This window comes from Saccharothrix deserti (genome assembly GCF_009769385.1).
GTDB classification, from domain to species: Bacteria; Actinomycetota; Actinomycetes; order Mycobacteriales; family Pseudonocardiaceae; genus Actinosynnema; species Actinosynnema deserti.
This window is the reverse complement of sequence record NZ_ML775960.1, coordinates 1-24,260: the sequence shown is the minus strand read 5'-3', so window position 1 is coordinate 24,260 and position 24,260 is coordinate 1. Positions and strand designations below refer to the sequence as shown.

The 24,260-nt window shown below is 70.6% G+C and carries 23 protein-coding genes; 14 read left to right on the top strand and 9 right to left on the bottom strand.

The genetic code is table 11. From position 1 onward, the window contains the following. Positions 1–36: 36 nt before the first annotated feature. Both FM051_RS02245 and FM051_RS02240 read left to right on the top strand, forming a co-directional pair. Complete coding sequence (locus FM051_RS02245) at positions 37–1,470, top strand: sugar ABC transporter permease (RefSeq protein ID WP_158840108.1); 1,434 nt, start codon at positions 37–39, stop codon at positions 1,468–1,470. 1 nt (position 1,471) lies between these two features. Beyond that, positions 1,472–2,647, top strand: a complete 1,176-nt coding sequence (locus FM051_RS02240) for an ROK family transcriptional regulator (RefSeq protein WP_158840106.1) — start codon at positions 1,472–1,474, stop codon at positions 2,645–2,647. A 319-nt stretch (positions 2,648–2,966) separates the two neighbouring features. On the opposite strand, the gene FM051_RS02235 is transcribed toward FM051_RS02240, so the two are convergent. From FM051_RS02235 to ppgK, 4 genes are all read right to left on the bottom strand, one after another. Then, entirely contained in the window at positions 2,967–3,146 is a 180-nt protein-coding gene (locus FM051_RS02235; RefSeq protein WP_015800348.1) for a DUF7455 domain-containing protein, read from the bottom strand. Positions 3,147–3,561: 415 nt separating this feature from the next. After that, positions 3,562–5,055, bottom strand: coding sequence for a vanadium-dependent haloperoxidase (locus FM051_RS02230; protein ID WP_158840104.1), 1,494 nt, complete (start codon positions 5,053–5,055; stop codon positions 3,562–3,564). Between the two features lie 181 nt (positions 5,056–5,236). Then, entirely contained in the window at positions 5,237–6,541 is a 1,305-nt protein-coding gene (locus tag FM051_RS02225) for an RNA polymerase sigma factor (RefSeq protein WP_158840102.1), read from the bottom strand. Positions 6,542–6,738: 197 nt separating this feature from the next. Further along, positions 6,739–7,500 (bottom strand): polyphosphate--glucose phosphotransferase, encoded by a 762-nt coding sequence (gene ppgK, locus FM051_RS02220; RefSeq protein ID WP_158840100.1) that lies wholly within the window; start codon positions 7,498–7,500, stop codon positions 6,739–6,741. A gap of 95 nt (positions 7,501–7,595) precedes the next feature. On the opposite strand from ppgK, the gene FM051_RS02215 reads away from it, so the two are divergent. Continuing rightward, the gene (locus tag FM051_RS02215) at positions 7,596–8,396 is read left to right on the top strand and encodes an inositol monophosphatase family protein (protein WP_158840098.1); all 801 of its coding nucleotides are present in this window, start codon (positions 7,596–7,598) and stop codon (positions 8,394–8,396) included. A gap of 88 nt (positions 8,397–8,484) precedes the next feature. On the opposite strand, the gene cei is transcribed toward FM051_RS02215, so the two are convergent. After that, positions 8,485–9,198: an envelope integrity protein Cei gene (gene cei / locus FM051_RS02210; protein WP_158840097.1), complete on the bottom strand. Its 714-nt coding sequence runs from the start codon at positions 9,196–9,198 to the stop codon at positions 8,485–8,487. A 432-nt stretch (positions 9,199–9,630) separates the two neighbouring features. Between cei and FM051_RS02205 the strand changes: the two genes are divergently transcribed. Further along, positions 9,631–9,930, top strand: a complete 300-nt coding sequence (locus tag FM051_RS02205; protein ID WP_053717171.1) for a DUF4193 domain-containing protein — start codon at positions 9,631–9,633, stop codon at positions 9,928–9,930. A 126-nt stretch (positions 9,931–10,056) separates the two neighbouring features. Here the strand turns inward: FM051_RS02205 and FM051_RS02200 are convergent, their stop codons facing one another. Beyond that, positions 10,057–10,521 (bottom strand): DUF3093 domain-containing protein, encoded by a 465-nt coding sequence (locus FM051_RS02200; protein WP_238412084.1) that lies wholly within the window; start codon positions 10,519–10,521, stop codon positions 10,057–10,059. 24 nt (positions 10,522–10,545) lie between these two features. Between FM051_RS02200 and dut the strand changes: the two genes are divergently transcribed. Both dut and FM051_RS02190 read left to right on the top strand, forming a co-directional pair. Beyond that, complete coding sequence (dut, locus tag FM051_RS02195; RefSeq protein WP_158840096.1) at positions 10,546–11,013, top strand: dUTP diphosphatase; 468 nt, start codon at positions 10,546–10,548, stop codon at positions 11,011–11,013. Positions 11,014–11,018: 5 nt separating this feature from the next. Then, positions 11,019–11,645, top strand: coding sequence for a DUF3710 domain-containing protein (locus FM051_RS02190; protein WP_158840095.1), 627 nt, complete (start codon positions 11,019–11,021; stop codon positions 11,643–11,645). On the opposite strand, the gene FM051_RS02185 is transcribed toward FM051_RS02190, so the two are convergent. Continuing rightward, positions 11,630–12,364, bottom strand: coding sequence for an alpha/beta fold hydrolase (locus FM051_RS02185; RefSeq protein ID WP_238412083.1), 735 nt, complete (start codon positions 12,362–12,364; stop codon positions 11,630–11,632). The genes FM051_RS02190 and FM051_RS02185 overlap by 16 nt on opposite strands. A gap of 105 nt (positions 12,365–12,469) precedes the next feature. Between FM051_RS02185 and FM051_RS02180 the strand changes: the two genes are divergently transcribed. Beyond that, positions 12,470–12,847, top strand: coding sequence for an OB-fold nucleic acid binding domain-containing protein (locus FM051_RS02180; RefSeq protein ID WP_158840094.1), 378 nt, complete (start codon positions 12,470–12,472; stop codon positions 12,845–12,847). Then, a complete protein-coding gene (locus tag FM051_RS02175; protein WP_238412082.1) occupies positions 12,844–13,656 on the top strand; it encodes a DUF3159 domain-containing protein in 813 nt (270 codons plus the stop codon). The genes FM051_RS02180 and FM051_RS02175 overlap by 4 nt, the downstream gene beginning before the upstream one ends. Before the next feature lie 190 nt (positions 13,657–13,846). On the opposite strand, the gene FM051_RS02170 is transcribed toward FM051_RS02175, so the two are convergent. Together FM051_RS02170 and FM051_RS02165 are read right to left on the bottom strand one after the other, a co-directional pair. After that, on the bottom strand, positions 13,847–14,503 hold the full coding sequence (locus FM051_RS02170) for a potassium channel family protein (protein WP_158840093.1): 657 nt from the start codon (positions 14,501–14,503) through the stop codon (positions 13,847–13,849). Then, the gene (locus tag FM051_RS02165) at positions 14,504–15,259 is read right to left on the bottom strand and encodes a potassium channel family protein (protein WP_420803562.1); all 756 of its coding nucleotides are present in this window, start codon (positions 15,257–15,259) and stop codon (positions 14,504–14,506) included. A gap of 388 nt (positions 15,260–15,647) precedes the next feature. On the opposite strand from FM051_RS02165, the gene FM051_RS02160 reads away from it, so the two are divergent. The 6 genes from FM051_RS02160 (at position 15,648) to FM051_RS02135 (ending at position 23,925) form a co-directional block, all read left to right on the top strand. Continuing rightward, positions 15,648–17,660, top strand: a complete 2,013-nt coding sequence (locus tag FM051_RS02160) for an APC family permease (RefSeq protein ID WP_158840089.1) — start codon at positions 15,648–15,650, stop codon at positions 17,658–17,660. After that, a complete protein-coding gene (locus FM051_RS02155) occupies positions 17,657–18,886 on the top strand; it encodes a class I SAM-dependent RNA methyltransferase (protein WP_158840087.1) in 1,230 nt (409 codons plus the stop codon). Before FM051_RS02160 ends, FM051_RS02155 begins: the two co-directional genes overlap by 4 nt. Positions 18,887–18,960: 74 nt before the next feature. Then, positions 18,961–20,859, top strand: coding sequence for a 1-deoxy-D-xylulose-5-phosphate synthase (dxs, locus tag FM051_RS02150; RefSeq protein ID WP_158840085.1), 1,899 nt, complete (start codon positions 18,961–18,963; stop codon positions 20,857–20,859). 249 nt (positions 20,860–21,108) lie between these two features. Continuing rightward, positions 21,109–21,750, top strand: a complete 642-nt coding sequence (locus tag FM051_RS02145; protein WP_238412081.1) for a slipin family protein — start codon at positions 21,109–21,111, stop codon at positions 21,748–21,750. A gap of 337 nt (positions 21,751–22,087) precedes the next feature. Next, entirely contained in the window at positions 22,088–22,774 is a 687-nt protein-coding gene (locus FM051_RS02140; protein WP_158840083.1) for a response regulator transcription factor, read from the top strand. Further along, complete coding sequence (locus FM051_RS02135; RefSeq protein ID WP_158840984.1) at positions 22,771–23,925, top strand: sensor histidine kinase; 1,155 nt, start codon at positions 22,771–22,773, stop codon at positions 23,923–23,925. The genes FM051_RS02140 and FM051_RS02135 overlap by 4 nt, the downstream gene beginning before the upstream one ends. Positions 23,926–24,260 lie beyond the last annotated feature (335 nt).

Sequence of the window (24,260 nt, the reverse complement as noted above, 5' to 3'; positions counted from 1 at the left end):
TCGCCGCGCCAAGCTCCCCACGACGAGGAACGCAGCATGACCAACACCACCAGCGAGACGTCCCCGAAGGACTCACCTCAGGGCGCCGCGATCTCCGACTTCGGCATCGACACCACTTCCCAGTCCACCGGCGAGGCGATGCGCGATTACGTCGCCCGCCTGCGCGGTGGCGAATTGGGCTCCCTGCCCGCGATCCTCGGCCTGGTCGTGCTGCTGATCGTGTTCAGCTCGCTGGCCGACACGTTCATGACGCTGGGCAACATCGCCAACCTCCTCGCGCAGGGCGCGAGCGTCGTCATCATCGCCATGGGCCTGGTCTTCGTGCTGCTCCTGGGCGAGATCGACCTGTCCGCCGGCACCGCGTCCGGCGTCTGCGCCTCGGTGATGGCGCTGCACCTGGTCAGGGGCGGCAACCTGCTCGGCGGTATGGGCGACACCGTCTTCTACCTGTTCTGCGGCCTGCTGCTGCTGGCCGCCGTGCTCGCCGCGCTGATGCGGATCTGGGCGGGCACGGCGTTGTCCCTCGTGGCGCTGGGCATCGCCGCGTTCGGCGTCCCGGCCAACCCGTGGATCGAGATGCTGCTGGCCGTCTGCGTCGGCACCGCCATCGGCTGCATCACCGGCTTCATGGTCGCCCGCGTCGGCATCCCGTCGTTCGTGGTGACCCTGGCGCTGTTCCTGGCCTGGGGCGGCGTGGTGCTGCAGCTCATCGGCCAGGGCGGCACGCTCGGCCTGAACAACGACACGCTGTTCAACGTCGCCAACGGCAACCTGAGCACCGCGGGCTCGTGGATCCTGTTCGTGCTGGCCGCGGGCGGTTACGCGGCGGTCGTGCTCGGCCGCCACTTCAGCCGGCTGCGCCGCGGCCTGGTCGCGTCGCCCACCCCGATGGTGCTGGCCAAGGTCGGCGCGGTCGTGCTGCTGGCCGCTGCGGCCACCTACGCGTTGACGCTGAACCGCTCGGTGAGCGACCTCGTGGTGATCACCGGCGTGCCGTTCGTGGTGCCGATCGTGCTGGTGTTGCTGGTCATCGGCACGTTCGTGCTCGAACGCACCCGCTACGGCCGGCACGTCTACGCGGTCGGCGGCAACCAGGAAGCCGCCCGCCGCGCCGGTATCAACGTGGCGCAGATCCGGATGAGCGTGTTCGTGATCGCCTCCTCGGCGGCGGCCATCGGCGCGATCGTCTACTCGTCGAAGGTCGGCTCGGTCGACCCGAACGCCGGTGGCGGCAACACGCTGCTGATGGCGGTCGGCGCGGCCGTCATCGGCGGCACGTCGCTGTTCGGCGGCAAGGGCAGGCTGCGCGACGCGGTCATCGGTGGCGCGGTGCTCGCGATCATCCAGAACGGCATGGGCCTGCTCAAGCAGCCCGCCGCGGTGGTGTTCATCGTGACCGGCCTCGTGCTGCTGCTGGCCGCGAGCGTCGACGCGCTGTCCCGCCGCCGGGCGGCGTCCGCCGTCCGCTGACGTGAGCACACCGACCGCGGGAGCCCGACCCGACGAAGTCCGCAGGCACAACCGCACGGCGCTGCTGCGCCGACTGCACGTGGACGGGCCGTCCACCAGGGCGTCGCTGGCGGCTGAGCTGGGCCTCAACCGCAGCACTATCAAGGCCCTGGTGGACGGCCTGGCCGAGTCCGGGGTGGTGGCCGAACGCGTGCCGGCGCAGCGCTCCGGCGCCGGCCGCCCGTCCCTGCTCGTGCTGCCGCAGCCGCACGCCGCCGTGGTGATGGCCATCGACATCCGCGTCGAGCAGGTGGCGATGGCCATGGTCGGCCTCGGCGGCGACATCCTCGGCCGGGACTCGTGGAACCTGCACCACCGGTCCCGCGACCCCGGCGAGGTGATCACGCACGTCGCCGACTCGGCGAAGCTGCTCGCCGACGAACTCGACGTGCAGGCGGTCGGTGTCGGCGTCTCCGTGCCCGGCGTGGTCCGGCGGGCTGACGGTTTGGTGCACGAGGCGCCCAACCTGCACTGGACCGACGTGGCGCTGGGCGAACGGCTGTCGTCGGTGCTGAAGGTGCCCGTCCAGGTCGGCAACGACGCCGAGCTGGGCGCCCTGGCGGAACACGTGCGCGGCGCGGCGCGCGACTCGTCCGACATGGTCTACATCTCCGCCGACGTCGGCATCGGCGGCGGCGTGATCTCCAGCGGACAGCCACTGCGCGGCACCGGCGGCTACGTGGGTGAACTGGGGCACATGGTCGTGCGCCCAGGCGGCCGGCGCTGCTACTGCGGCTGCCAGGGCTGCTGGGAGACGGAGGTGGGCGAGGCCGCCCTGTGCCGAGCCCTGGCCATCCCCGAGGACTCGCCGCGCGGCACGGTGGTCGCGGAGCTGCGCTCGCTGGCGGCGGGGTCGCCGGACAGCGTCTCGCACCGGCTGGGGGAGTTCACCGAGTGGCTGGCCATGGGGCTCGTCACGGTGGTCAACATGCTCGGGCCCGAGCTGGTGGTGCTGGGAGACCTGTTCACCGCACTGCCGGAGAGCATGGTCGACGAGCTGCGGCGCATCGTGCAGAAGCGCTCACTGGTGTCCCGTGCGGTCGGCGGCACCCGCATCATCTCGTCGCCCCTGGGGCGTGACGCGAAGCTCATCGGCGCCGCTGAGCTGGCCTTCGAACCCGTGCTGGGCGAGGTCTGATCGTTCCTTCCGCCCACTACGCGAGGTTGTGCCGGTCTGCACGCCCTGGTTGTCGTGCACGTCGATGCGGTACTTGCCGGCGCTCGCATCCTCGGGGGCGGTCGGCTCCTCGTCGCTCCCACCCCGGCGCAATGCCCGGCGCGTCAGCGACTTCAAGCCCTGATTGTCGCCGCCGGTATCGAAGACATCCCGCCAGTTGATACGGGCAATACGCCCGCACGCACCCAAACAGCCCATCGAAAAGGAGGGGGGCGGGGATCCTCTCGGATCCCCGCCCCGGACGGCTAGGGTGCTACGAGCCCGTCAGGGCTCGTGGTGTTCAGCCCTGCTGCAATTCCGCAGCGAGTTCACGCAGCTTGGTGCTGTGCTCACGGGCGTGGTGCCCGCAGAACAGCAACTCGCCCCCGGAGGGGAGCACGGCGCGAACCTGGGCAGCAGCCCCGCAGCGGTCGCAGCGGTCGGCAGCGGTCAACGCGGGGCGGGTGAGCGTCGTAGTCATGGAAATCTCCCTCCGTCCCGGCACCGGGGATCGGTGCCCTCACACCTAGCTGCGACCACCTCGCATCTGGCGGGTGCGCCGTGTTCGCTGCTTCCACTCTTGCAGACGCACGGGCGGAAGTCAGTGTTCCCGCGGTCGTGGCGACCCGCGTCACTCATCATTTACCCGGCGCCGGGGTGGCCCGAACCTGGGATTTCCACCGGATCGATCCGCCTCTGATCACGTTCCGCTGTCGTGGCAACGGTTACATGACCTGCGAATACGGCGTTGGACGCACATCCGCTGCTCCAAAAGGTGGGCACCGGGGGACCTTTACTGTGACCGGTAACACTTTGGTCAGCTGAGAGCGAACACGGCCCCCGGTTCCACCATTCGGACGCCGAATCGTCCGGTTCACGACCCGTTCGACAACCCGTCAGATGGTGACGCGACGTCCGTCGAACCGCGTCAGACCGAACGACGCGTCCTCGTGGTTGACCCGCACGTGGTCCCGCAGCACCCCGATACCGACCTGCTCGCCCAGCAGGACGGCCTCGGTGAAGTCGGTCCGCCAGTGCACGCCCCCCATGTTGCGACCGGTCGCGACGTTCGCCGCCACCTTGTCCAGCTCGCCGCCCACGGTGAGCGCCTCACCGCCCTTGTAGGGCTTCAGTGCCGTCCCGTCGGCGTTGGGCACCACCGGGTCGGGCAGCACCCACGACTCGTCGAACCACGCCTTCAACACCGTCACGCAGGCCCCCGCGACGGTCGCGTGACCCGAACCGTAGGCCGGGTGCGTCGGCGAACCCTCCGGGAACGCCTGCGGCAGCAGGTACGACCCGTGCTTCTCGTGGGCGAGCTTGACCGCCTCCGAGTCCAGCACCTCGCGGTCGATCATGTCGTAGTCCCGCAGCCCGGACAGGTGCGCGTGGACCCGCCCGCCGAACGCCTCCGGCCGCAGCCTGCGGTGCACGAACCACTTCTGGAACCACACCGCCTTCAACGCCCTGGTCGCCACCTCGGTCACCAGCGACAGCAGGTGCGGGCCGCCGTAGGTGCCGAAGCCGATCTGGTTCGCCGAGTGCTCGTACGGGTTGCCGGTGTCGACCGGCGCGCCCAGGTCGAGCAGGATCAGCGCGGCGTTGAGGTACGCCTCGTACAACGCGTCGAAGTGCACGTAATTGGCCAGGTCACGGCCGTTGCGCAGGTACCGGCGGTGCACTTGGTCCCGCTCGATGCCCGGCACCGCGGCGCCTTCCTGCACCGCCCGCCACGCCTTGAAGTCGGTCAGGAAGTCGCAGTCCGGCTGCACGGTGTCGTGCAGCTGCGGGATGCGCAGCGTGCCGTACTGGATGTCCCGCAGCAGGAACTGCGACACGAACGGCCCGCGCAGGTCGCCCCGCGTGTCACCGCGGAAGATCGTGGCGGGCGTGACCCGGCCGCCGACCTTCGGCGCCCGGTAGTCGCTCAACCGGGACAGCTCCTCCGCCGCCTGCGCGATCAGCGGGTTGTCGCCGTACTCGGTGAACGGCACGTCCCTGGTCAGCGCCATCCAGTACAGCTCGACCGCCTCGGCCGAGTTGCGCGCGCTGTCGATGCGCGGCGCGGGCGGCATGGCCAGCGACTGGGCGTCCGGGCCTTCGAGGTCGAACGCCAGACCGGACTGCGGGTTGGTGAGCCTGAGCCCCCGCCCGAGCGGGATGCGCTCGAAGTCCTCGGGCCGCCCGGTGGCCAGAGCCCGCAGCAGCGTGTTGTACGCCTCGGGACGGACCTCGCCGAACTTGTCGTGCGGCAGACCCTTGCTGTAGTTGGCGACGTACGGGTAGTCGCCCTCCTCGCCGTTGTTGGCGTGCTCCGGCCACGGCTGCCGGTCCAACGCGTCGGCCGCGGCCAGGCGCGAAAGGCGTGCTTCAGTGCGACGTTCACTCATGAGCTCCCCCTTGCGGTGGCGCGTCCCCTGTGCCGCCCCCCGGCGGCTGCGCCTCTTCCAGGAGAACACGCAGAGTGAGCTCTGGCATCATCCAATCGGGTGGACGATCGAGTGCAAGAGCAAGGGCCCCTCGGCCGAACAGCCGAGGGGCCCTTGCTCTTGGTGATCTTCAGCCTGGGTATCAGTCCAGGTAGTCGCGCAGCACCTGCGAACGCGACGGGTGCCGCAGCTTCGACATGGTCTTCGACTCGATCTGCCGGATCCGCTCCCGCGTCACGCCGTAGACCTGGCCGATCTCGTCCAGCGTGCGCGGCTGGCCGTCGGTGAGGCCGAACCGCAGCCGCACCACACCCGCCTCGCGCTCGGACAACGTCGCCAGCACCGACTGCAGCTGGTCCTGCAGCAGCGTGAACGACACCGCGTCCACCGCCACCACGGCCTCGGAGTCCTCGATGAAGTCACCGAGCTGGCTGTCGCCCTCGTCGCCGATCGTCTGGTCCAGCGAAATGGGCTCCCGGGCGTACTGCTGGATCTCCAGCACCTTCTCCGGGGTGATGTCCATTTCCTTGGCCAACTCCTCCGGGGTGGGCTCGCGGCCCAGGTCCTGGAGCAGTTCGCGCTGGATGCGGCCCAGCTTGTTGATGACCTCGACCATGTGCACCGGGATGCGGATGGTGCGGGCCTGGTCGGCCATCGCGCGGGTGATCGCCTGGCGGATCCACCACGTCGCGTACGTGGAGAACTTGTAGCCCTTGGTGTAGTCGAACTTCTCCACCGCGCGGATCAGACCGAGGTTGCCCTCCTGGATCAGGTCCAGGAACGCCATGCCACGACCGGTGTAGCGCTTGGCCAACGACACCACCAGGCGGAGGTTCGCCTCCAGCAGGTGGTTCTTGGCCCGTTCACCGTCCCGCACGATCCACCGCAGGTCGCGGCGCAGCTGCGGGGTCAGCTTCTCCTGCTCGTCCTCGGCACGGCGCACCCGCTCCGCGGCGTAGAGGCCGGCCTCGATGCGCTTGGCGAGTTCGACCTCCTCCTCCGCGTTGAGGAGCGCGACCTTGCCGATCTGCTTCAGGTATGCCCGGACCGAGTCGGCCGAGGCGGTCAGTTCGGCGTCCTTGCGGGCCTGCCGCAGGGCCTCCGACTCCTCCTCGTCCCAGACGAAGTCGCCTTCGCCGGGTTTCGCCGTCTCTTCCTCGGCGGGCTCCTCCTCGACCGGCTCGTCGATCAGTTCGACGTCGTCGACCAGGTCTTCGGCATCCGGAGCACCCTCGAGGTCCTCGGGCTCGTCGCCTTCCTTCTTCACCTTGCCAGGCGCGGCAGTGGCGGCCTTGGCGGCCGTCTTGCGCGGCGCCCGCGTGGCCGTCTTCCCCGCCGCGGCGGTCTTCGCCACCGGCTTCTTGGCCGGGGCCTTCCTCGCCGAGGTGGCCTTGGGCGTCTCCTCGGCGTCAGCCTTAGCTGCCTGAGTCGTCTTCGCGGCTGCCACGTACGCCCTTTCGCGACTGTCGATCAAGGCAAACCGAAGGGCGCGAACTTCGGTCGCCGGAGTACGGGGGATCCCCCGCCGGATCGTTCGTCAGCGGGGCACCGTTCCATTGTAACGACGAGAATCGCGTGCCGTTGCGCCCCGGCGTCCTCGGAAGTGGGCCGGCACGCGTTCTCGCAGGTGGGAGGACTGCGAAATCAGTGCCGGAGACCCTGCGCGGCGGCCACCGCGGCGCCCACGATGCCCGCGTCGTTCTTCAGCGCGGCGGCCACCACCTCGGTGCGCACCTCCAGCAGCGGGAGCCACTTCTCCGCCTTCTTGCTGACCCCGCCGCCCGCGATGACCAGGTCCGGCCAGATCAGGTTCTCCAGCACGCCGATGTACCGGGAGACGCGCGGCGCCCACTCGGCCCAGGTGAGGCCCTTGTCCTCCTTCACCGAGGCCGCCGCGCGCTTCTCCGCGTCGTGGCCGTCGACCTCGAGGTGGCCGAACTCGGTGTTCGGGACGAGCTCGCCGTCCAGGAACAGGGCGCTGCCGATGCCGGTGCCGAACGTCAGCAGGACCACCAGGCCGTCCCGGCCGGCGCCGGAGCCGAACCGCATCTCGGCGATACCGGCGGCGTCGGCGTCGTTGAGCACGACGATCTGCTCCTTCGGCCGGCCGAGGCGCTCGGCGAACAGCCCGGCGGCGTCCGTGCCGATCCACGCCTTGTCCACGTTGGCGGCCGTGTGCGCGACGCCGTGCTTGACCACGCAGGGCAGAGTGATGCCCACGGGGCCGTCCCAGTTGAACTTCTGGACGATCTCGGCGACCACGTCGGCGACCGCGTCCGGCGTCGACGGCTGCGGCGTGACGATGCGCAGGCGTTCACCGTCCAGCGCACCCGCCTCCAGGTCGACGAGCCCGCCCTTGATGCCGGAACCGCCGATGTCAACGCCGAACCCGCGGGTCATGCCCATCCCCGTGGCCCTTCCTACTCGATTCAGTAACCGTGGCCGCAGACATTAGCCTGCAGTTCTCCGATAGTCCCGTGAGAGTGACACAGGAGGAACAGTTGCGTTTCGATCCGCGCTCATTGGTGGACGTCGCCGTGCTCGTGGCCCGCGAGGCGGGCGAGCTGGCCGTCACCGTGCGCGAAGCCGCCGTGACCGATGTCGACACCAAGAGCAGTGCTACCGATGTGGTGACCGCGGGCGACCGCGCGTCCGAACAGCTGGTCCGGCGGCGGCTCGCCGAGCTGCGGCCCGGTGAGCCGGTGATCGGGGAGGAGGAAGGTGGAACGGCCGCCGTCGAGGGGCTGACCTGGGTCGTCGACCCGATCGACGGCACGGTGAACTACCTGTACGGGATCCCGCACTACGCCGTGTCGATCGCCGCCCAGATCGACGGCGCGTCGGTGGCCGGCGCGATCGTGGAGCCGGTCAGCGGCCGGGTGTGGACGGCGGCGCGGGGCGGTGGGGCGTGGCTGGACGGGCGGCGGCTCGCGGTCTCGGACGCCACCCGGTTGGACCTGTCACTCCTGGGCTACGGCTTCGCCTACCGGGCGGAGCGGCGGCAGCGCCAGGCGGACGCGTGGGCCGGTCTGGCGACGAAGGTGCGGGACATGCGGCGGGCCGGTGCGGCGTCGTTGGACCTGTGCGCCGTGGCGGCCGGGCGGCTGGACGCCTACGCCGAGCACGCCCTGGGCCGGTGGGACTGGGCGGCGGGGGCGTTGCTGGCCCGTGAGGCCGGTGCGGTCGTCCACCTTCCGGGTGAAGCTCCGGAACTGGGTGCGGACGCCACGTTCGCCGCGGCGCCCGGCATCGCCGACGCCCTGTTCGCCGCCCTGGTGGAGTCCGGCTTCGGCAAGGTCTGACCCTGGAAGGTCCGACCCTGCCGCACGTCTCGCGACGTCAGTGCCGACTCGCGGCGTGCCGGACAGCCGGGCCGATCAGCCGGGCCGGTCAGCACTGGACGTCGCGGGCGCCTGCGAGCTGGTCGGCGTTCAGCGACGGCGGTGCGGAACCCTCGGCCGCCTGGCCGCCCTGCTGCTCCGGCTGCTGCGCCGCCCACGCCGTCAACTGGTCGAGGACCTTGCGGGCGTCGCTGTTCGGCTTCACCTCGCCGAACTTCTGGCCGATCGCCAGGTCCACCGTCGCGTCCTGCCGCTCGTCGCGCACCAGCTCCAGGCACGGCTCGATCAGGCTCAACGTCCGCGCCGCACCCGCACCGGGCGCCCCGAACCGGATCTGACCGCGACAGGTCATGTCCTGCGCCGGGTACACCGGGTCGTTGCCCGGCTCGGCCGCCTGCTTCAACCCCAGCTCGGTCAACGTCGTCGCGACGAACCGGGCCTGGTTGCGCTGCGTGCTCGCGTTGAACACCCGGAACTGCACGTCGGCAGGCGGCACCGGATCGGTCCGGTCCAGCGCGTCGTGCTCCAGCACCGTGCCCAGCGCGGGCGGCGGCTCCGCCGGTGCCGGCGCGCCGGCCGAGGACGAAGTCACCCCGCCGGGCGGATTGCACCTGATCGCCGCGTCCACGTCGCCCGCGTCGGACAGCACGCGGTTCCACACCACCACCGCGGTCACGGCGAGCACCAGGAACAGGACGAGCGCCGGCACCGGCCGCCGCTTTCGGTACCGCGACGACCCGCTGCTACCCGAACCGGGTCCCACGTCCGTCGACCTCCCCTGGGCCAGTGTTGTTGGTGATCAGGCTATGCCGCGTCCCGCCGTCCCGCGTCTCGGGCGGGGTGTAGCGGGGCGCAATCACCCGGTCGCGGACGGTCAACGGCCCCGTCGGGCGTCGCGGCACTCGATCACCGGATGGGCGACGCCCCTCCAAAGCCTATCGGGCCAGCGTGCGAAGGGCCTCTCACCCGTCTGCTCAATTAGGGGGAACCCGCTGCGCGACCCCCCGATCAATGAGCTACCCTCTCGGCGCTCCGCGCACCGCCGGACACCGGAAAGCGTCGACGAACAGGGGGTTGGCGCCCGGCCGCGAGAGCGAGACCTCCGTCACTGGGGACGGAGGGCACAAACAGGGGCGCTGGTGCGTTAACCAGCGACACGAAGAGTATCTCCGTTGACCGCAGGGGTGAAAGAAGTATGGCGACCGACTACGACGCACCGCGTCGCAGCGAGGCAGACGAACTCGCTGAGGACTCCCTCGAGGAGCTGAAGGCGCGGCGCAATGAAACGCAGTCCGGGGTCGTCGACATCGACGAGGACGCGACCGCCGAGAACTTCGAGCTGCCGGGCGCCGACCTGTCCGGTGAGGAGCTCACGTTCAAGGTCCTGCCGAAGCAGGCGGACGAGTTCACGTGCTCGAAGTGCTTCCTGGTGCACCACCGCAGCAGGCTGGCCGAGGAAGTCAACGGCCAGTACATCTGCCGCGACTGCGCCTGAGGCACCTCCGGGCACGACCCGCTCGAAACCGACCGACCGAGCAACAAACACCTACGACCAGATCTGGGCGCTCACCCCCACCGCCGGGGTGGCGCCCAGTCCCCGTCGACCCGGCCCGGCGGGAGTTCACCGATCGCGCAGCAGGGCCGCCAGCTTCTCCGCCGAACGCACGCTGAACAGCCAGTACGGCGTCGGGTCCGCCGGGTCGTCCAACGCGACCCGCACCATCGGCCCGATCCACCCGCGGTGCGTGACGTACGCCATCGGGTCCAGGTTCGGCCCCATCGCCTTCCGCTTGCTCTTCGCGTCGAACACCTCGACCTCGCCGAGCAGGTCCAGCGGCACGTGCGCCGAGCCGACCCGCAGCTCGCCGCCGGACACCTCGACCTTCACCGAACCCAGCCGCACCAGCAGCAGCACCGCCAGCGGCACGGTGATCAGGTACGGCAGCCACGAACGGACGCCCGGGAACCCCATGTGGATCTCGGCGGCCAGCAGCACGGCCGCGGCCAGCGGCAACGGCCAACCCCACCAGGGGACGTACAACCGCTCGCGGAACACGATCGGGGCGGTCACAGCAGTCTCGCTCACGCCACCAGGGTAGTCTCGCGCGCCGTGCCCAGCGTCGAGGTCCTGTTGTCCCGGCTCGATCCTGCCGTCCCGCTCCCGGCCTACGCCCGACCGGGTGATGCCGGCGCGGACCTGGTGACCACCACCGACGTGGTGATCGAACCCGGTGAACGCGCGGTGGTCGGCACGGGGATCGCGATCGCACTGCCCGAGGGGTACGCGGGATTCGTGCACCCGCGTTCCGGTCTGGCCGCGCGCGTCGGCCTGAGCGTGGTCAACGCACCGGGCACGATCGACGCGGGCTACCGGGGAGAGATCAAGGTGTGCCTGGTGAACCACGACCTGCGCGAGGCCGTCGTGCTCACGCGCGGTGACCGGATCGCCCAGCTCGTGGTGCAGAAGGTGGAGCACGCGGTGTTCCGCGAAGTCGACGAGCTGCCCGACTCCGCGCGGGGTGCGGGCGGCTACGGCTCTACAGGCGGGCACGACGTGCTCGCCCGGACGGAGGGGTGAAGGCGATGTTCGGAAAGCGCCGCAAGCGCGGTAGGCACTCCGCGAACCGGGGGACGGCGCAACCGGAGGTCGAGTTCGACGGCGTCGAGTCGGCCGAGGACGGCCCGTTCGACGAGTCGCAGGCCCCGAACGACGGCTTGAACCGGCTGGACCTGGGTTCGATCCGGCTTCCCGTGCCCGAGGGCGCGCAGTTGCAGGTGGAGATGGACCCGGCGGGCTCGGTCCGGGCGGTGCACCTGTTGACGACGGTCGGCCAGCTCACCGTCAGCGCGTTCGCCGCGCCGAAGTCCGACCGGCTGTGGCCGGAGGTCAGCGGCGAGATGATCGCCCAGTTCAAGTCCGACGGCTTCCGGATCATCCGGGAGAACGGCGACTGGGGCGAGGAGATCCTCGCCCGCAACAACGAGGTGCACCTCCGGGTGGTCGGCGTGGACGGCCCCCGGTGGATGCTGCGCGGCATCGCGGCGGCGCCGACGGAGGAGCAGAGCGTCCGGGCGACCGACGCCCTGTACGCGCTGATGCGGGACACGATCGTGGTGCGCGGCGAGCAGGCGATGCCGGTGCGGACCCCGTTGCCGATCGAGCTGCCCGAGGCGATCGCCCGGCACATCCAGGCTCAGCAGGAGAGCTGACCCGGCGCGACCGCCGACCTCGACACCGACTCCGACGACCTCGGCGCCGGCGCTGACGCGTCGAGGTACGCGGCGAGCGCGGCGCGGCCCAGGGACTCCCGGTCCGCGCCCAACGCCGCCAACGTCGTCGTGCGCAGAGCGGCACGGGGGAGCGCCCCGACCCACGTCCGGGCGACCTCCAACGGGTGAACGGGGTCGTCGGTGCACGCGGCGACCCCCACCGGCGCCGTCAGCCCGCCCAACTCGGCCAACGTCGGCGAGGTCGTCCCCGCCGCCTCCCGCAGCACCGCCGCCAGCCGCGTCCCGTACCGGGGCCACGCCCGGCGCAGCTCGGCGCCGAGCCACCCGTCGACCCCGTCCAGCGCGGCCTCGACGCCCGCCGACTCCACCACCGAGGCACTGGCCGACGCCGCCAAGGCCGCGGGCGCGCCGTCAGCGGGCCCGTGCCACGCCGGCAACGCCACCAGCACCCCCGCGCACCGCTCGGGGTGCCTTACCGCCCACGTCGCCGCCACGTGCGCGCCCAGTGACACCCCGCCCACGATCAGTGGCGTCCCGTCCCAGGCGGTGTCCAACGCCTCGAAGTGCTCCCGGACACCTCGTGACGCGGGCGCGACGAGGGTGAAACCGGCCTCGGCCAGCGGGCGTGCGAACGCCGAGGACACGAACACCTCGTCGGACGCGGTGCCCGGCAGCAGAACGGCGCGTGGCTGTCTCATGTCGCCAGATCCTCCCCCAGTCGGATACCCGGTTGGGTGTACCCGGTTACGCTGGCTGTTGGACGGGCTTCGTCGTCGAGGCCCCGCGCATTCCAGGAGTCGGGGATGACTGGTACTGGGGGTGGCTACTGGCGCCGCCTCGTGCGTCGGCTGACCACCGACGTGAGCGAGTTGGACGCCGACGACCTGTCCCGAAAAGCCGAGGCCGTCGGGGCCATCCGCGCGTGCGACTGCGAATCCGGCCAGGAGGTGACGGTGTTGGGACGGTTGCGCAGCGTCGAGCTGTGCCCCCGTGACGCCGCCGCCACGCTGGAGGCGGAGTTGTACGACGGCACCGAGGGCGTGACGCTGGTCTGGCTGGGCCGTCGCCGGATCGCGGGCATCGAGCCCGGCCGCACCATCAAGGCCAAGGGCCGGATCGCGGTGCGGGACGGTCGCAAGGTGCTCTACAACCCCTACTACGAGTTGCAGAACGCTTCATGACACAAGTGAACGAGTCCGAGAAGCAGCCCACGATGCTCGAACAGATGGGCGGCGTCAGCGGCCTGGTGTTCTCCTCGTTGCCAGTTGTGGTGTTCGTGCTGGTCAACGCCTTCGCCGGGCTCATGCCGGCGATCTGGAGCGCGTTGGCGTCGGCCGTGCTGATCGGCATCGTGCTGGCCATGCGCAAGGGCTCGGTGCAGCCGGCCGTCTCGGCGGTGTTCGGCGTCGGCATCGCCGCGTTCATCGCCTACCGGACCGGTGACGCCAAGGGCTTCTTCCTCTACGGCATCTGGCAGAGCCTCGTCTACGGCGGCGTGTTCCTGGTGTCGATCCTGGTCAGATGGCCTCTGGCGGGTGTGATCTGGTCGTTCCTCAACGGTCAGGGCACGGCGTGGCGGCGGGACAAGGCGAGTGTCCGCGACTACGACATCGCCACCCTCGTGTGGGCGCTGGTCTTCGGCGCCCGGTTCGTGGTGCAGCGCTGGCTGTACGACGAGGCGTCGGTCGGCTGGCTGGCGGCGGCGCGACTGGCGATGGGCTACCCGCTGATGGCGGTGGCGCTGGTCGTCACCGTGTGGGCGGTGCGCCGTTCGGACAAGCGCCTCAAGGCCACCCTCGCCCGCGAGGAGGAGGAGAACCGGGAAGCGGAGGAACGCCTCCGAGCCCAGGCCGAGGCCGAGGGCAGGCCGAACATCTACGACAAGGTGCTCGAAACCGCCACCGACGAGATCCTCGACGACGTCACCGACAAGATCCTCGACGACGCCGCCAACCCCCGCCCCCAGCCCGCGCGGGCCGACGAGCGGTAGCCGCACCACTACACGCGGAGCGCTTCACACGCCGAACGCTCCACGCCCAGAACGCTTCGCAGGGGTCCCCGCCAGGGGACCCCTGCTTTTATCCTGCCGGAGAGCACCGACGAAATCCGGGCGCTCGTCGTCGCCTGTGGACAACTCGGCAGAACGACCCCGCCTGTGGACAACCCGCCAGGCGTCAGCGTCAGTAGCCGAGCGCCGAGCGGATCTCGCGCTCCACGTCCGCCGCGGCCACGAACAGGAGTTCGTCCCCACCTTCGAGCGTGTCGTCGGGCGTCGGCACGATGACCCGGCCCCCGCGCAGGATCGTCACCAGAGCCGCGTCCCGCGGCAGCGCCAGCCCGTTCACCGGAGACCCGGCCAGCGGCGTGTCACCGGGCAGCGTGATCTCCACGAGGTTCGCCTGGCCCTGGCGCAGCGTCATCAGCCGCACCACGTCACCGACCGTCACCGCCTCCTCCACCAGGGCCGACAGGATGCGCGGCGTCGACACCGCGACGTCCACCCCCCACGACTCGGTGAACAGCCACTCGTTCGCCGGGTCGTTCACCCGGGCCACCACGCGCCGCACCGCGAACTCGGTCTTCGCCAGCAACGACACCACCAGGTTGACCTTGTCGTCACCGGTCGCCGCGATCACCACGTCGCACAGCTGCATCCCGGCGTCCTCCAAAGAGGACAGCTCGCACGCGTCGGCCTGCACCCACTCGGCCTGCTCCACGGTGTGCGGCTCGAACTGCGTCCGATCCCGTTCGATCAGCATCACCTGGTGCCCGTCGGACACCAACTCGGCCGCGATGGACCGGCCCACCGCACCGGCACCCGCAATCGCGATACGCACTCAGCTCTCCTCGGGCGCGTGAGCCGCAGCCGCGGCCACATCGGTCACGGTGCCGGACAGGGCGGCCACGTACACCTGGTCGTCGGCCTGCAGCACGGTCTTCGAATCGGGCAGCACACCGGTCCCGAACCGCATCACGAACGCCACCCGGCACCCGGTGGCCTCCTCCAGGTCGCGCACCGTGCGCCCCACCCAGTCCTCGTGCAGCTCCAGCGGCAGCACGGCCACGCTGCCCGACGGGTCGCGCCACACGGTCGCGGTGCCCTCCGGCAGCAGCATCCGCAGGAACCGGTCGGTGGACCACGGCACGGTCGCCACGGTCGGGATGCCCAGCCGCTCGTACACCGCCGCGCGCTTCTCGTCGTAGATCCGCGCGACCACCGCCTCCACCCCGAACGTCTCCCGTGCCACCCGCGCCGAGATGATGTTGGAGTTGTCGCCGCTGGACACGGCCGCGAACGCGCCCGCCCGCTCGATGCCGGCCTGGATCAGGACCTTCTGGTCGAAGCCGTTGCCCACGACCTGCTGCCCGTGGAAGTCGGGGCCGAGCCGGCGGAACGACTGAGCGTCCTTGTCGATCACCGCGACCTGGTGGTCCAGGCGTTCGAGAGCCTTGGCCAGGGAGGAGCCCACCCGGCCGCAGCCCATGATCACCACGTGCACGAAAGCCTCCTGAACGACGCCTACGGAGAACCTACCGTTCCTAATCGGTGAGCGAGAGTGGGTGTTGGCCCCGCGTCCCGGCACCGCGCGCATCCCGAACGGTGTCGGGTGCGCTGGTCGCCCGCGTTTTCTTGGTGGTCCCGTTTTCTTGGTGGTCCCTGTCCGGCGGCGTGCATCGTGTGCGCGTTCCGTGGTCCGTCGCCGGAGCGGGTGGCCGAGGGCGCGTCGTCCGATCGCGACCGCTGCCGCGTCGTGACGGGTCATGGCGCGATCCTCGCTGGTGAGGGGCTTGCGTCAGTGCTCGGCGCCCTACCTGCTGGTGCAGGCCCAACGTATCGAACACATGACGAACTCCCCGACGAACACGCGAACGACCACCTGTTCGAGCCGCCACACCAGACCGGCGACGCACATCACAAGCCACCCAGTGCTCACCTGACGACAACACTCGGCAGGTCACCACCCCTTACGCTTTCGACCCGTGTCCAAGCTCGCAACCGCGGCCAAGCGCCTCCTGGTCGGCAGGCCCTTCCGCAGCGATCGCCTAGCCCACACCTTGCTGCCCAAACGGATCGCCTTGCCGGTGTTCGCATCGGACGCGATGTCGAGCGTCGCGTACGCCCCCGAGGAGATCTTCCTCGTGCTGTCGGTGGCTGGTCTGTCGGCGTACACGCTGGCACCGTGGGTCGGCATCGTGGTCGTCATCGTGATGCTCACGGTGGTGGCGAGCTACCGGCAGAACGTGCACGCCTACCCCTCCGGGGGCGGCGACTACGAAGTCGCCACGGTCAACCTGGGTCGCAGAGCGGGCCTCACGGTGGCGAGCGCGTTGCTCGTCGACTACATCCTCACGGTCGCCGTCTCGATCGCCGCCGCCGCCGCCAACATCGGTTCGGCCATCCCGTTCGTCGCCACCCACAAGGTCGGCTTCGCGGTGGCCGCGATCGTCATCCTCACCGCGATCAACCTGCGCGGCATCCGCGAGTCCGGCAGCGCGTTCGCCATCCCGACCTACGCGTTCATGGCCGGCATCATGCTCATGATCGGCTACGGGCTGTTCCGCGGTTTCGTCCTCGGTGACGAGATGCGCGCGGAGAGCGCGGGCCTGGAACTGCGGGCCGAGGACGACCACCTGATGGGTCTGGCGTTCATGTTCCTCGTGCTGCGCGCGTTCTCCTCCGGCTGCGCCGCGCTGACCGGTGTGGAGGCGATCAGCAACGGCGTGCCGGCGTTCCGCAAGCCGAAGTCGCGCAACGCGGCCACCACGCTGTTCCTGATGGGCATGATCGCGGTCGTGATGCTGATGGGCCTGATCGTGCTGGCCCAGCTCACCGGCGTGAAGATGGCCGAGAACCCGGCGCACCAACTGGTCAACGCTCCCGAGGGCTACGAGCAGAAGACGATGGTCGCGCAGATCGCGGGCGCGGTGTTCGAGGGCTTCCCGGTCGGCTTCTTCTTCATCACCGGTGTCACCGCCCTGATCCTGGTGCTGGCGGCGAACACCGCGTTCAACGGCTTCCCGGTGCTCGGCTCGATCCTCGCCCAGGACCGCTACCTGCCCCGCCAGCTGCACACCCGCGGCGACCGGCTGGCGTTCAGCAACGGCATCGTGTTCCTCGCGGGCGCGGCGATCGTGCTGGTCATCGCGTTCGACGCGGAGGTGACCAAGCTCATCCAGCTCTACATCGTGGGTGTGTTCGTGTCCTTCACGATGAGCCAGACCGGCATGATCCGGCACTGGAACCGGCTGTTGGCCACCGAGGAGGACCCGGCGGCGCGCCGCCGGATGCGCCGGTCCCAGGCGATCAACACGTTCGGCCTGGTGATGACGGCCGCGGTGCTGATCGTCGTGCTGATCACCAAATTCCTCCACGGCGCGTGGATCGCCATCGCCGTGATGGCCGCCATCTACGCCCTGATGACCGCGATCCGCCGGCACTACGACCGGGTCGCCGAGGAACTGCGCCAGCAGGAGCGGCAGAAGCTGCTGCCCGCCCGCAACCACGCCATGGTGCTGGTGTCCAAACTGCACATGCCCACGCTGCGTGCCCTGTCGTACGCGAAGGCGACCCGGCCGGACATCCTCGAGGCGGTCACCGTGAACGTCGACGACGGGGACACCCGCCGCCTGGTGCGGGAATGGGAGAAGGAGAACTTCAAGGTGCCCCTGAAGGTGATCGAATCGCCCTACCGGGAGATCACCAGGCCGGTGCTGGACTACGTCAAACGGGTCCGCACGGACAACCCGCGGGACGTGGTGACGGTGTTCATCCCGGAGTACGTGGTCGGTCACTGGTGGGAGCAGTTCCTCCACAACCAGAGCGCGCTGCGGCTCAAGGGCAGGCTGCTGTTCCAGCCCGGCGTGATGGTGACGAGCGTGCCGTGGCAGCTGGCGTCATCCTCGAAGGTGACCGACAGGGACGTCCTCGCGCCCGGAGCCATCCGGCGCGGCCTGGACAAGCGCGGCCAAGAGGATCAGGGGAACGGCAAGTGACGGCGACCTGGAAGCAGCGGCTCATCGAGGTCGAGGTCGGCGCGGTGGCCCACGGTGGGCACTGCGTGGCCCGGTACGAGGGCCGCGTCGTGTTCGTCCGGCACGCGTTGCCGGGCGAACGGGTGGTCGTGCGGATCACCGAGGACACCGGCGGCTCGTTCTGCCGCGGTGACGCCGTCGAGGTGCTGGAGGCGTCCCCGGACCGCGTCCAGGCGCCGTGCCCGTACGCCGGGCCCGGCCTGTGCGGCGGCTGCGACTGGCAGCACGCGTCGTGGCAGGCCCAGCGCGAGCTGAAGGCCGCCGTGGTCAGCGAGCAGCTGCACCGGCTGGCCAAGCTCGACTGGGAGGTCATCGTCGAGGACCTGCCCGGCGGGCCGGAGGACTGGCGCACCCGGATGCGGATGGCCGTCGGCCCCGACGGCCGGGCCGGGTTCCGCGCCCACCGCAGCCACGAGGTCATCCCGGTGGACGACTGCGTCATCGCCGCGCCGGACGCGCTGAAGGGCGTCCTGGACCGCACGTGGCCGCCGAAGTCCGAGCTGGTCGTCACCCGGGACGCGGGCGCGCAGGTGCACCTGACCGAGATCGGCCCGCCGGTCGTGCGCCGCGGCCGTCCCGTGCCCGGACCGTCCCGGCGGCGTCGTGGCAGCGGCCCGGCCACCGAACTCGCCGCCGGCCGGGCGTGGAACCTCCGCGCCGACGGTTTCTGGCAGGTCCACCCGGCCGCCGCCGACACGTTCGCCGCCGTCGTCCGCGACTGGGCGGACTGCCAGCCCGGTGAACGCGCCTGGGACCTGTACGGCGGCGTGGGCCTGTTCGCGTCCGTGCTGGCCGAGCAGGTCGGCCCCTCCGGGTCCGTCGCCGTGGTCGAGTCGTCGTTCGGCGCGGTCGAGGACGGCAGGCGCAACCTGTCCGACCAGCCGCAGATCAGCTGGTACGCGGGCCGCACGGAGGCGGTGCTCGAGACACCCGGGTTCACCGACCTGCCGCCGGACGTCGTCGTGCTCGACCCGCCGCGCAAGGGCGCGGGCAAGGTCGTCGTCACCGCCATCGCCCGAAGCCGACCCGCTCGTGTGGTTTACGTCGCGTGCGACCCCGCCGCACTGGCCCGCGACATCGCCGCGTTCGCCCAGCACGGCTACGAGTTGACCCAGCTCAGGGCGTTCGACGCGTTCCCCATGACTCATCACGTCGAGTGCATCGCGCTGCTGAGGCCCGCTCGCTGAGCGGCATCTCAGTCCGTGGTCCGTAGACTGACCGGACGAATCGGGGTGTCCAACCACAGGGCGAGGTGGAGCGAGTGACGCTGCTGGAATCCGTGCACGGACCGGCGGATCTGAAACGGTTGGGGGCCGACGAGCTGGTGCGGCTCGCGGAGGAGATCCGGCGTTTCCTGGTCGACAAGGTCTCCCGGACCGGCGGGCACCTCGGGCCCAACCTCGGTGTCGTCGAGCTGACCATGGCCGTGCACCGGGTCTTCGACTCGCCGCACGACTCGGTCGTCTTCGACACCGGGCACCAGAGCTACGTGCACAAGATCCTCACCGGCCGGCGCGACGGCTTCGACACGCTGCGCCAGAAGGGCGGCCTGTCCGGCTACCCGTCGCGCGCGGAGAGCGAGCACGACGTCGAGGAGAACAGCCACGCCTCGACCGCGCTGTCCTACGCCGACGGCCTGGCCAAGGCCTACCAGCTCGGCGGCCAGCGGCGGCACGTCGTCGCGGTCGTCGGCGACGGCGCGCTGACCGGCGGCATGTGCTGGGAGGCGCTCAACAACATCGCCGCGGGCGCCGACCGCCCCGTGGTGATCGTGGTCAACGACAACGGCCGCTCCTACTCGCCCACCATCGGCGGCCTGGCCGACCACCTGTCGTCGCTGCGCCTCCAGCCCGGCTACGAACGCGCCCTGGAACGCGGCAAGAGCGCCCTGCAGGGCACCCCGTTCGTCGGCAAGCCCCTCTACGCGGCCCTGCACGCGGCCAAGCGCGGCATCAAGGACGCCCTCAGCCCGCAGGCCATGTTCGAAGACCTCGGCCTCAAGTACATCGGCCCGGTCGACGGCCACGACCACGCGGTGCTGGAGTCGGCGCTGCGGCGCGCCAAGTCGTTCGGCGGACCGGTCATCGTGCACACCGTCACCCGCAAGGGCAACGGCTTCGCGCCCGCCGAGAACCACGAGGCCGACCAGATGCACGCCACCGGCGTCATCGACCCCATCACCGGCGAGAACGTCGGCCCGTCCAAGCGCACCTGGACCCACGTGTTCGCGGACGAGATCGCCGTCCTGGGCGGAGAGCGGCCCGACCTGGTCGCCATCACCGCCGCCATGCGCGGCCCGACAGGGCTGGACAAGTTCGCCGGCCTCTACCCGGACCGCTGCTTCGACGTCGGCATCGCCGAACAGCACGCCATGACCTCCGCCGCGGGCCTCGCGATGGGCGGCATGCACCCGGTGGTGGCGATCTACGCGACGTTCCTCAACCGGGCGTTCGACCAGCTGCTGATGGACGTCGCCATGCACAAGCAGGGCGTCACCGTCGTGCTGGACCGCGCGGGCATCACCGGCCCCGACGGCGCCTCCCACCACGGCATGTGGGACCTGTCGATCTGCGGCCTCATCCCCGGCATCCACGTCGCCGCGCCCCGTGACGCCGCCTCGCTGCGCGAGGAGCTGCGCGAGGCCGTGCGGATCTCCGACGCGCCGACCGTGGTGCGCTACCCGAAGGCGTCGGTCGGACCCGACCTGCCCGCGCTGGAACGCGTCGGCAACGTCGACGTGCTGCACCGGTCCGGCGAGGACGTGCTGCTGGTGACCGTGGGCGCGTTCGGCGAGCTGGGCATGGCCGCCGCGCAACGGCTCGCCGACCAGGGCATCGGCGTGACCGTGATCGACCCGCGCTGGGTGTTCCCGGTGCCGGGTGAGCTGGTCGAGCTGGCCGCACGGCACCGACTCGTGGTGACCGTCGAGGACGGCGGCCGGCACGGCGGCTTCGGCTGGGCGCTCGCCGCGGCACTGCGCGACGCGTCGGTCGACGTCCCGCTGCGCGACCTCGCCATCCCGCAGGCGTTCCACGAGCACGGCGAGCGCGGCGAGGTGCTGGCCGAGATCGGCCTGACCGCACAGGACGTCGCACGGCACATCACCGAGTGGGCCGTGGCGGCGGAGCCCGCGGAAATGGGCGCGACGGTCGAGAAGTAAGCCGGATACCCTCCTCCACGCCCGGTCAGCGGCTCGGACGGCACTGCCTCACCGGGTACCGCGATCTCAGCCGGGCAAGCCTTTCGGTTAGGCGCGTCTGCGGAACGCGATGGGTTCGACTCCCACTGCCGCGACCCCGGCCGACCACGGGGCGTAGGGCCCTGCGAGCCACGTGCTCCCGCCCTCCGCCCCACGGCCGGGGTCGCGGTCCGCTACGGCTTGCGCGCTCTTGTGGGTGGAGGAGGACCGGTGAAGCACACGCTCATGCCGTGGGAACGCGGTGTCGTGTTCCGGCACGGCGAGCTGGTGGACGTCCTGGCTCCCGGCCGCCACCGCCTGCGCTGGCGTGACGTCGTGGACCGCGTCGACGTCCGCCCCCGCTCCCACACACCCGCGTGGCAGGACATCCCCACGTCCGACGGCGTCCTGATCCGCGTCACCCTGGTCGTGGTGTGGGCGGTCGCCGACCCGGCGATGTTCGTCCGGACCGTGGCCGAGCCCGAGGTGGAACTGCACCTGCTGGTCCAGGTCGCCCTCCGCACGGCCGTGCTCACACGCGCTCACGACGAGGTCGACCCGTCCCGCGAAGCCATCGGCGCCGAGACCCTGGCCGCCGTGGCCCCTCGCGCCGTGGCTTTCGGCATAGAGGTCCGCGAGGTAGCCGTTCGGGACGTGGTGATGCCCTCAGAGCTCCGCAAGGCCGCCCTGGCCGAACTGGTGGCCCGCTCAGAGGCCCGCGCGGCCCTGGAACGCGCCCGAGGCGAGACAGCGGCCTTCCGCTCCCTCCTCAACGCCGCCCGCCTGGCCGAAGCGCACCCGGCCCTCCTGGAACTGCGCGCCCTCCAATCGGCCACGACAGTCGTCGTCAACCGCCCCTCAACCCCCACATAACCCCGTGTGTCCTACGTCCAGAACGCGCGTGTCCTACGTTGGGAGCGCGTGTGTCCTACGTTCAGAACACCCGAGTTGAACGCTCAGGACACGTGGGTCGTCCCTGTCACGCACTCGGTCGCCGTCCACCCACCCCAGCCGGATCCTGGACAGCCCTCGCGCCCCAGCTCCGGAGTTATCCACACCCTGTCCCGCGGCGAGCCGATTCGTCGGTCCGCCGTGGTTGGGTATGTGCGAGGGGATCCCCGGCCGGGAGCACCCCTGCGACAGCACGCCGACAGCGTTCCGACAGCTTGACGCTAAGCGCGCTCTCAGGGATGTGTGGCACCTTTGTGGGGTGCGGATCCTGGTAGTCGAGGACGAGGTGCCGTTGGCCGACGCGATCGCGCGTGGCCTGCGGCGCGAAGGTATGGCCGTTGACGTCGCCTACGACGGCGAGACCGGCCACGAGAAGTCGACCGTGACCCGGTACGACGTGGTCGTGCTCGACCGCGATCTACCCGGCATGTCCGGCGACGAACTGTGCAAGGAGATCCTCAGCTCCGGCGCCCTGACCAGGGTCATGATGCTCACCGCGAGCGCCGGCATCGACGACCGCGTCGCGGGACTGTCCCTCGGCGCCGACGACTACCTGGCCAAACCGTTCGCGTTCCCCGAGCTGGTCGCCCGCGTCCGCGCCCTCGCCCGCCGCGCCACCCCGGCCACCCCGCCACTGCTCACCGCCCGCGACGTCGAACTCGACCCGGCCCGCCGCACGGTGCGCCGCGGCGGCCAGCCGGTCGAGCTGACCCGCAAGGAGTTCGGCGTGCTGGAGGTGCTGCTGGCCGCCAAGGGCTCGGTCGTCTCCAGCGAAGAACTGCTGGAACGCGTGTGGGACGAGAACGCCGACCCGTTCACCACCACCGTCCGCGTCACCGTCATGACGCTGCGCAAGAAGCTCGGCGAACCGGGCATCATCGACACGGTGGTCGGCTCGGGCTACCGCGTTCCTTCGGCAGGTTTCACCGAAGCAGGCCCACGCTGAACTCTGAGCTCGCCCGCAGGCGCGGACCCGGGCTGCGGACGCGGCTCACCCTCCTCGCGACCGGTCTGGTCGCGTTCGTCAGCGGCCTGCTGCTCCTGCTCGGCTGGCTGCTCGTCGGCCGGGTCATCGCCTCCTCACCCCGCTTCGCCGAGGGCAGCACCGTCGTGGTCGACGGGCGCGAGGTCGACGCCGGCGCGCTCGTGGACCTGCTCGGCGAACAAGCGCGGGACGACGTGCTGCGGTCCGGCTCGGTCGCGTTCCTCTGCGTGGTGGCGGCAGCCGCCCTGCTCGCGTGGACCATCACCGGCCGCGTGCTCCAACCCGTGCACGACGTCACCGACGCGGCCCGCCGCCTCTCCGCCGAATCGCTGGGGGAGCGGCTGCGCCTGGACGGCCCGCGTGACGAGGTCGCCGAACTGGCCGACACGTTCGACGAGATGCTCGACCGGTTGCAGGCGGCGTTCGAGTCGCAACGGCGGTTCGTCGCCAACGCCTCCCACGAGCTGCGCACACCGTTGGCCGTGGTCCGCACCGAACTGGACGTGACGCTCGCCGACCCGGACGCCGACGCCGAAGAACTGCGCCGCATGGCGGGTGTGGTGCGTGCCGCGACGGAACGGGCCGAGCAGCTGGTCAGTGCGTTGTTGCTGCTCGCGCGCACGGACGGGCTCGGGTTGGCGGTGCGTGAGCCGGTGGACCTGAACGCCGTGGTCGAGTCCGCGTGGAAGGCCGCACGGCCGGAGGCGGAGGACCGTCAGCTGCGGGTGTCGTTCGTGACCGCGCCGGCGCCCGCAGTCGGCGACCCGGCGCTGCTGGAGCGGATCGCGGGAAACCTGCTGGAGAACGCCGTGCGGCACAACGTGCCCGGTGGGTGGATCGAGGTGCGCACCGAAGGCGGCCCCGAGTGGACGTTGCTGCGGGTGTCGTCGTCCGGTCCTGTCATCGCACCGGACCGGGTGGACGAACTGTTCGAGCCGTTCCGCCGGGGTGGGACGGACCGGACCGCGCGCACCGGCACAGGGCTCGGGCTGTCCATCGTGAAGGCCGCCGTCGCAGCTCACGAGGGTCAGGTGCACGCCTCGGCGGTGCCCGGCGGAGGGCTGTCGGTGGCCGTGCACCTGCCGTCCGCACCGCACGGCAAACTCGCGTGAGTGGTCCCGATCACACATGATCCGGTTCGGGGGCGACCGCACGTGGTCCTACCTGCGAAGACAGGGCTCCTGACCCCCGATTTGTGTCTGCGTTGGGCGAGGTGTAACTTTCTCTCTGCCAGCGCGGAACGGGCCGGAGAGAGACCGGAACGGAGCGCGGCGAACATCAGCCCCAGATCGAATCACCAGAAGTGATGAGTGATGGTGTGCGCGTGTTCTTTGAGAACTCAACAGCGTGCCGAATAGCCAGTAAATTGTATGAACCTCGTCAAGAGGTTTTCCTTTGAGATTGTTACTGGACAACTGACATTATTGTCAGTGTTGTTCGGAGCGAT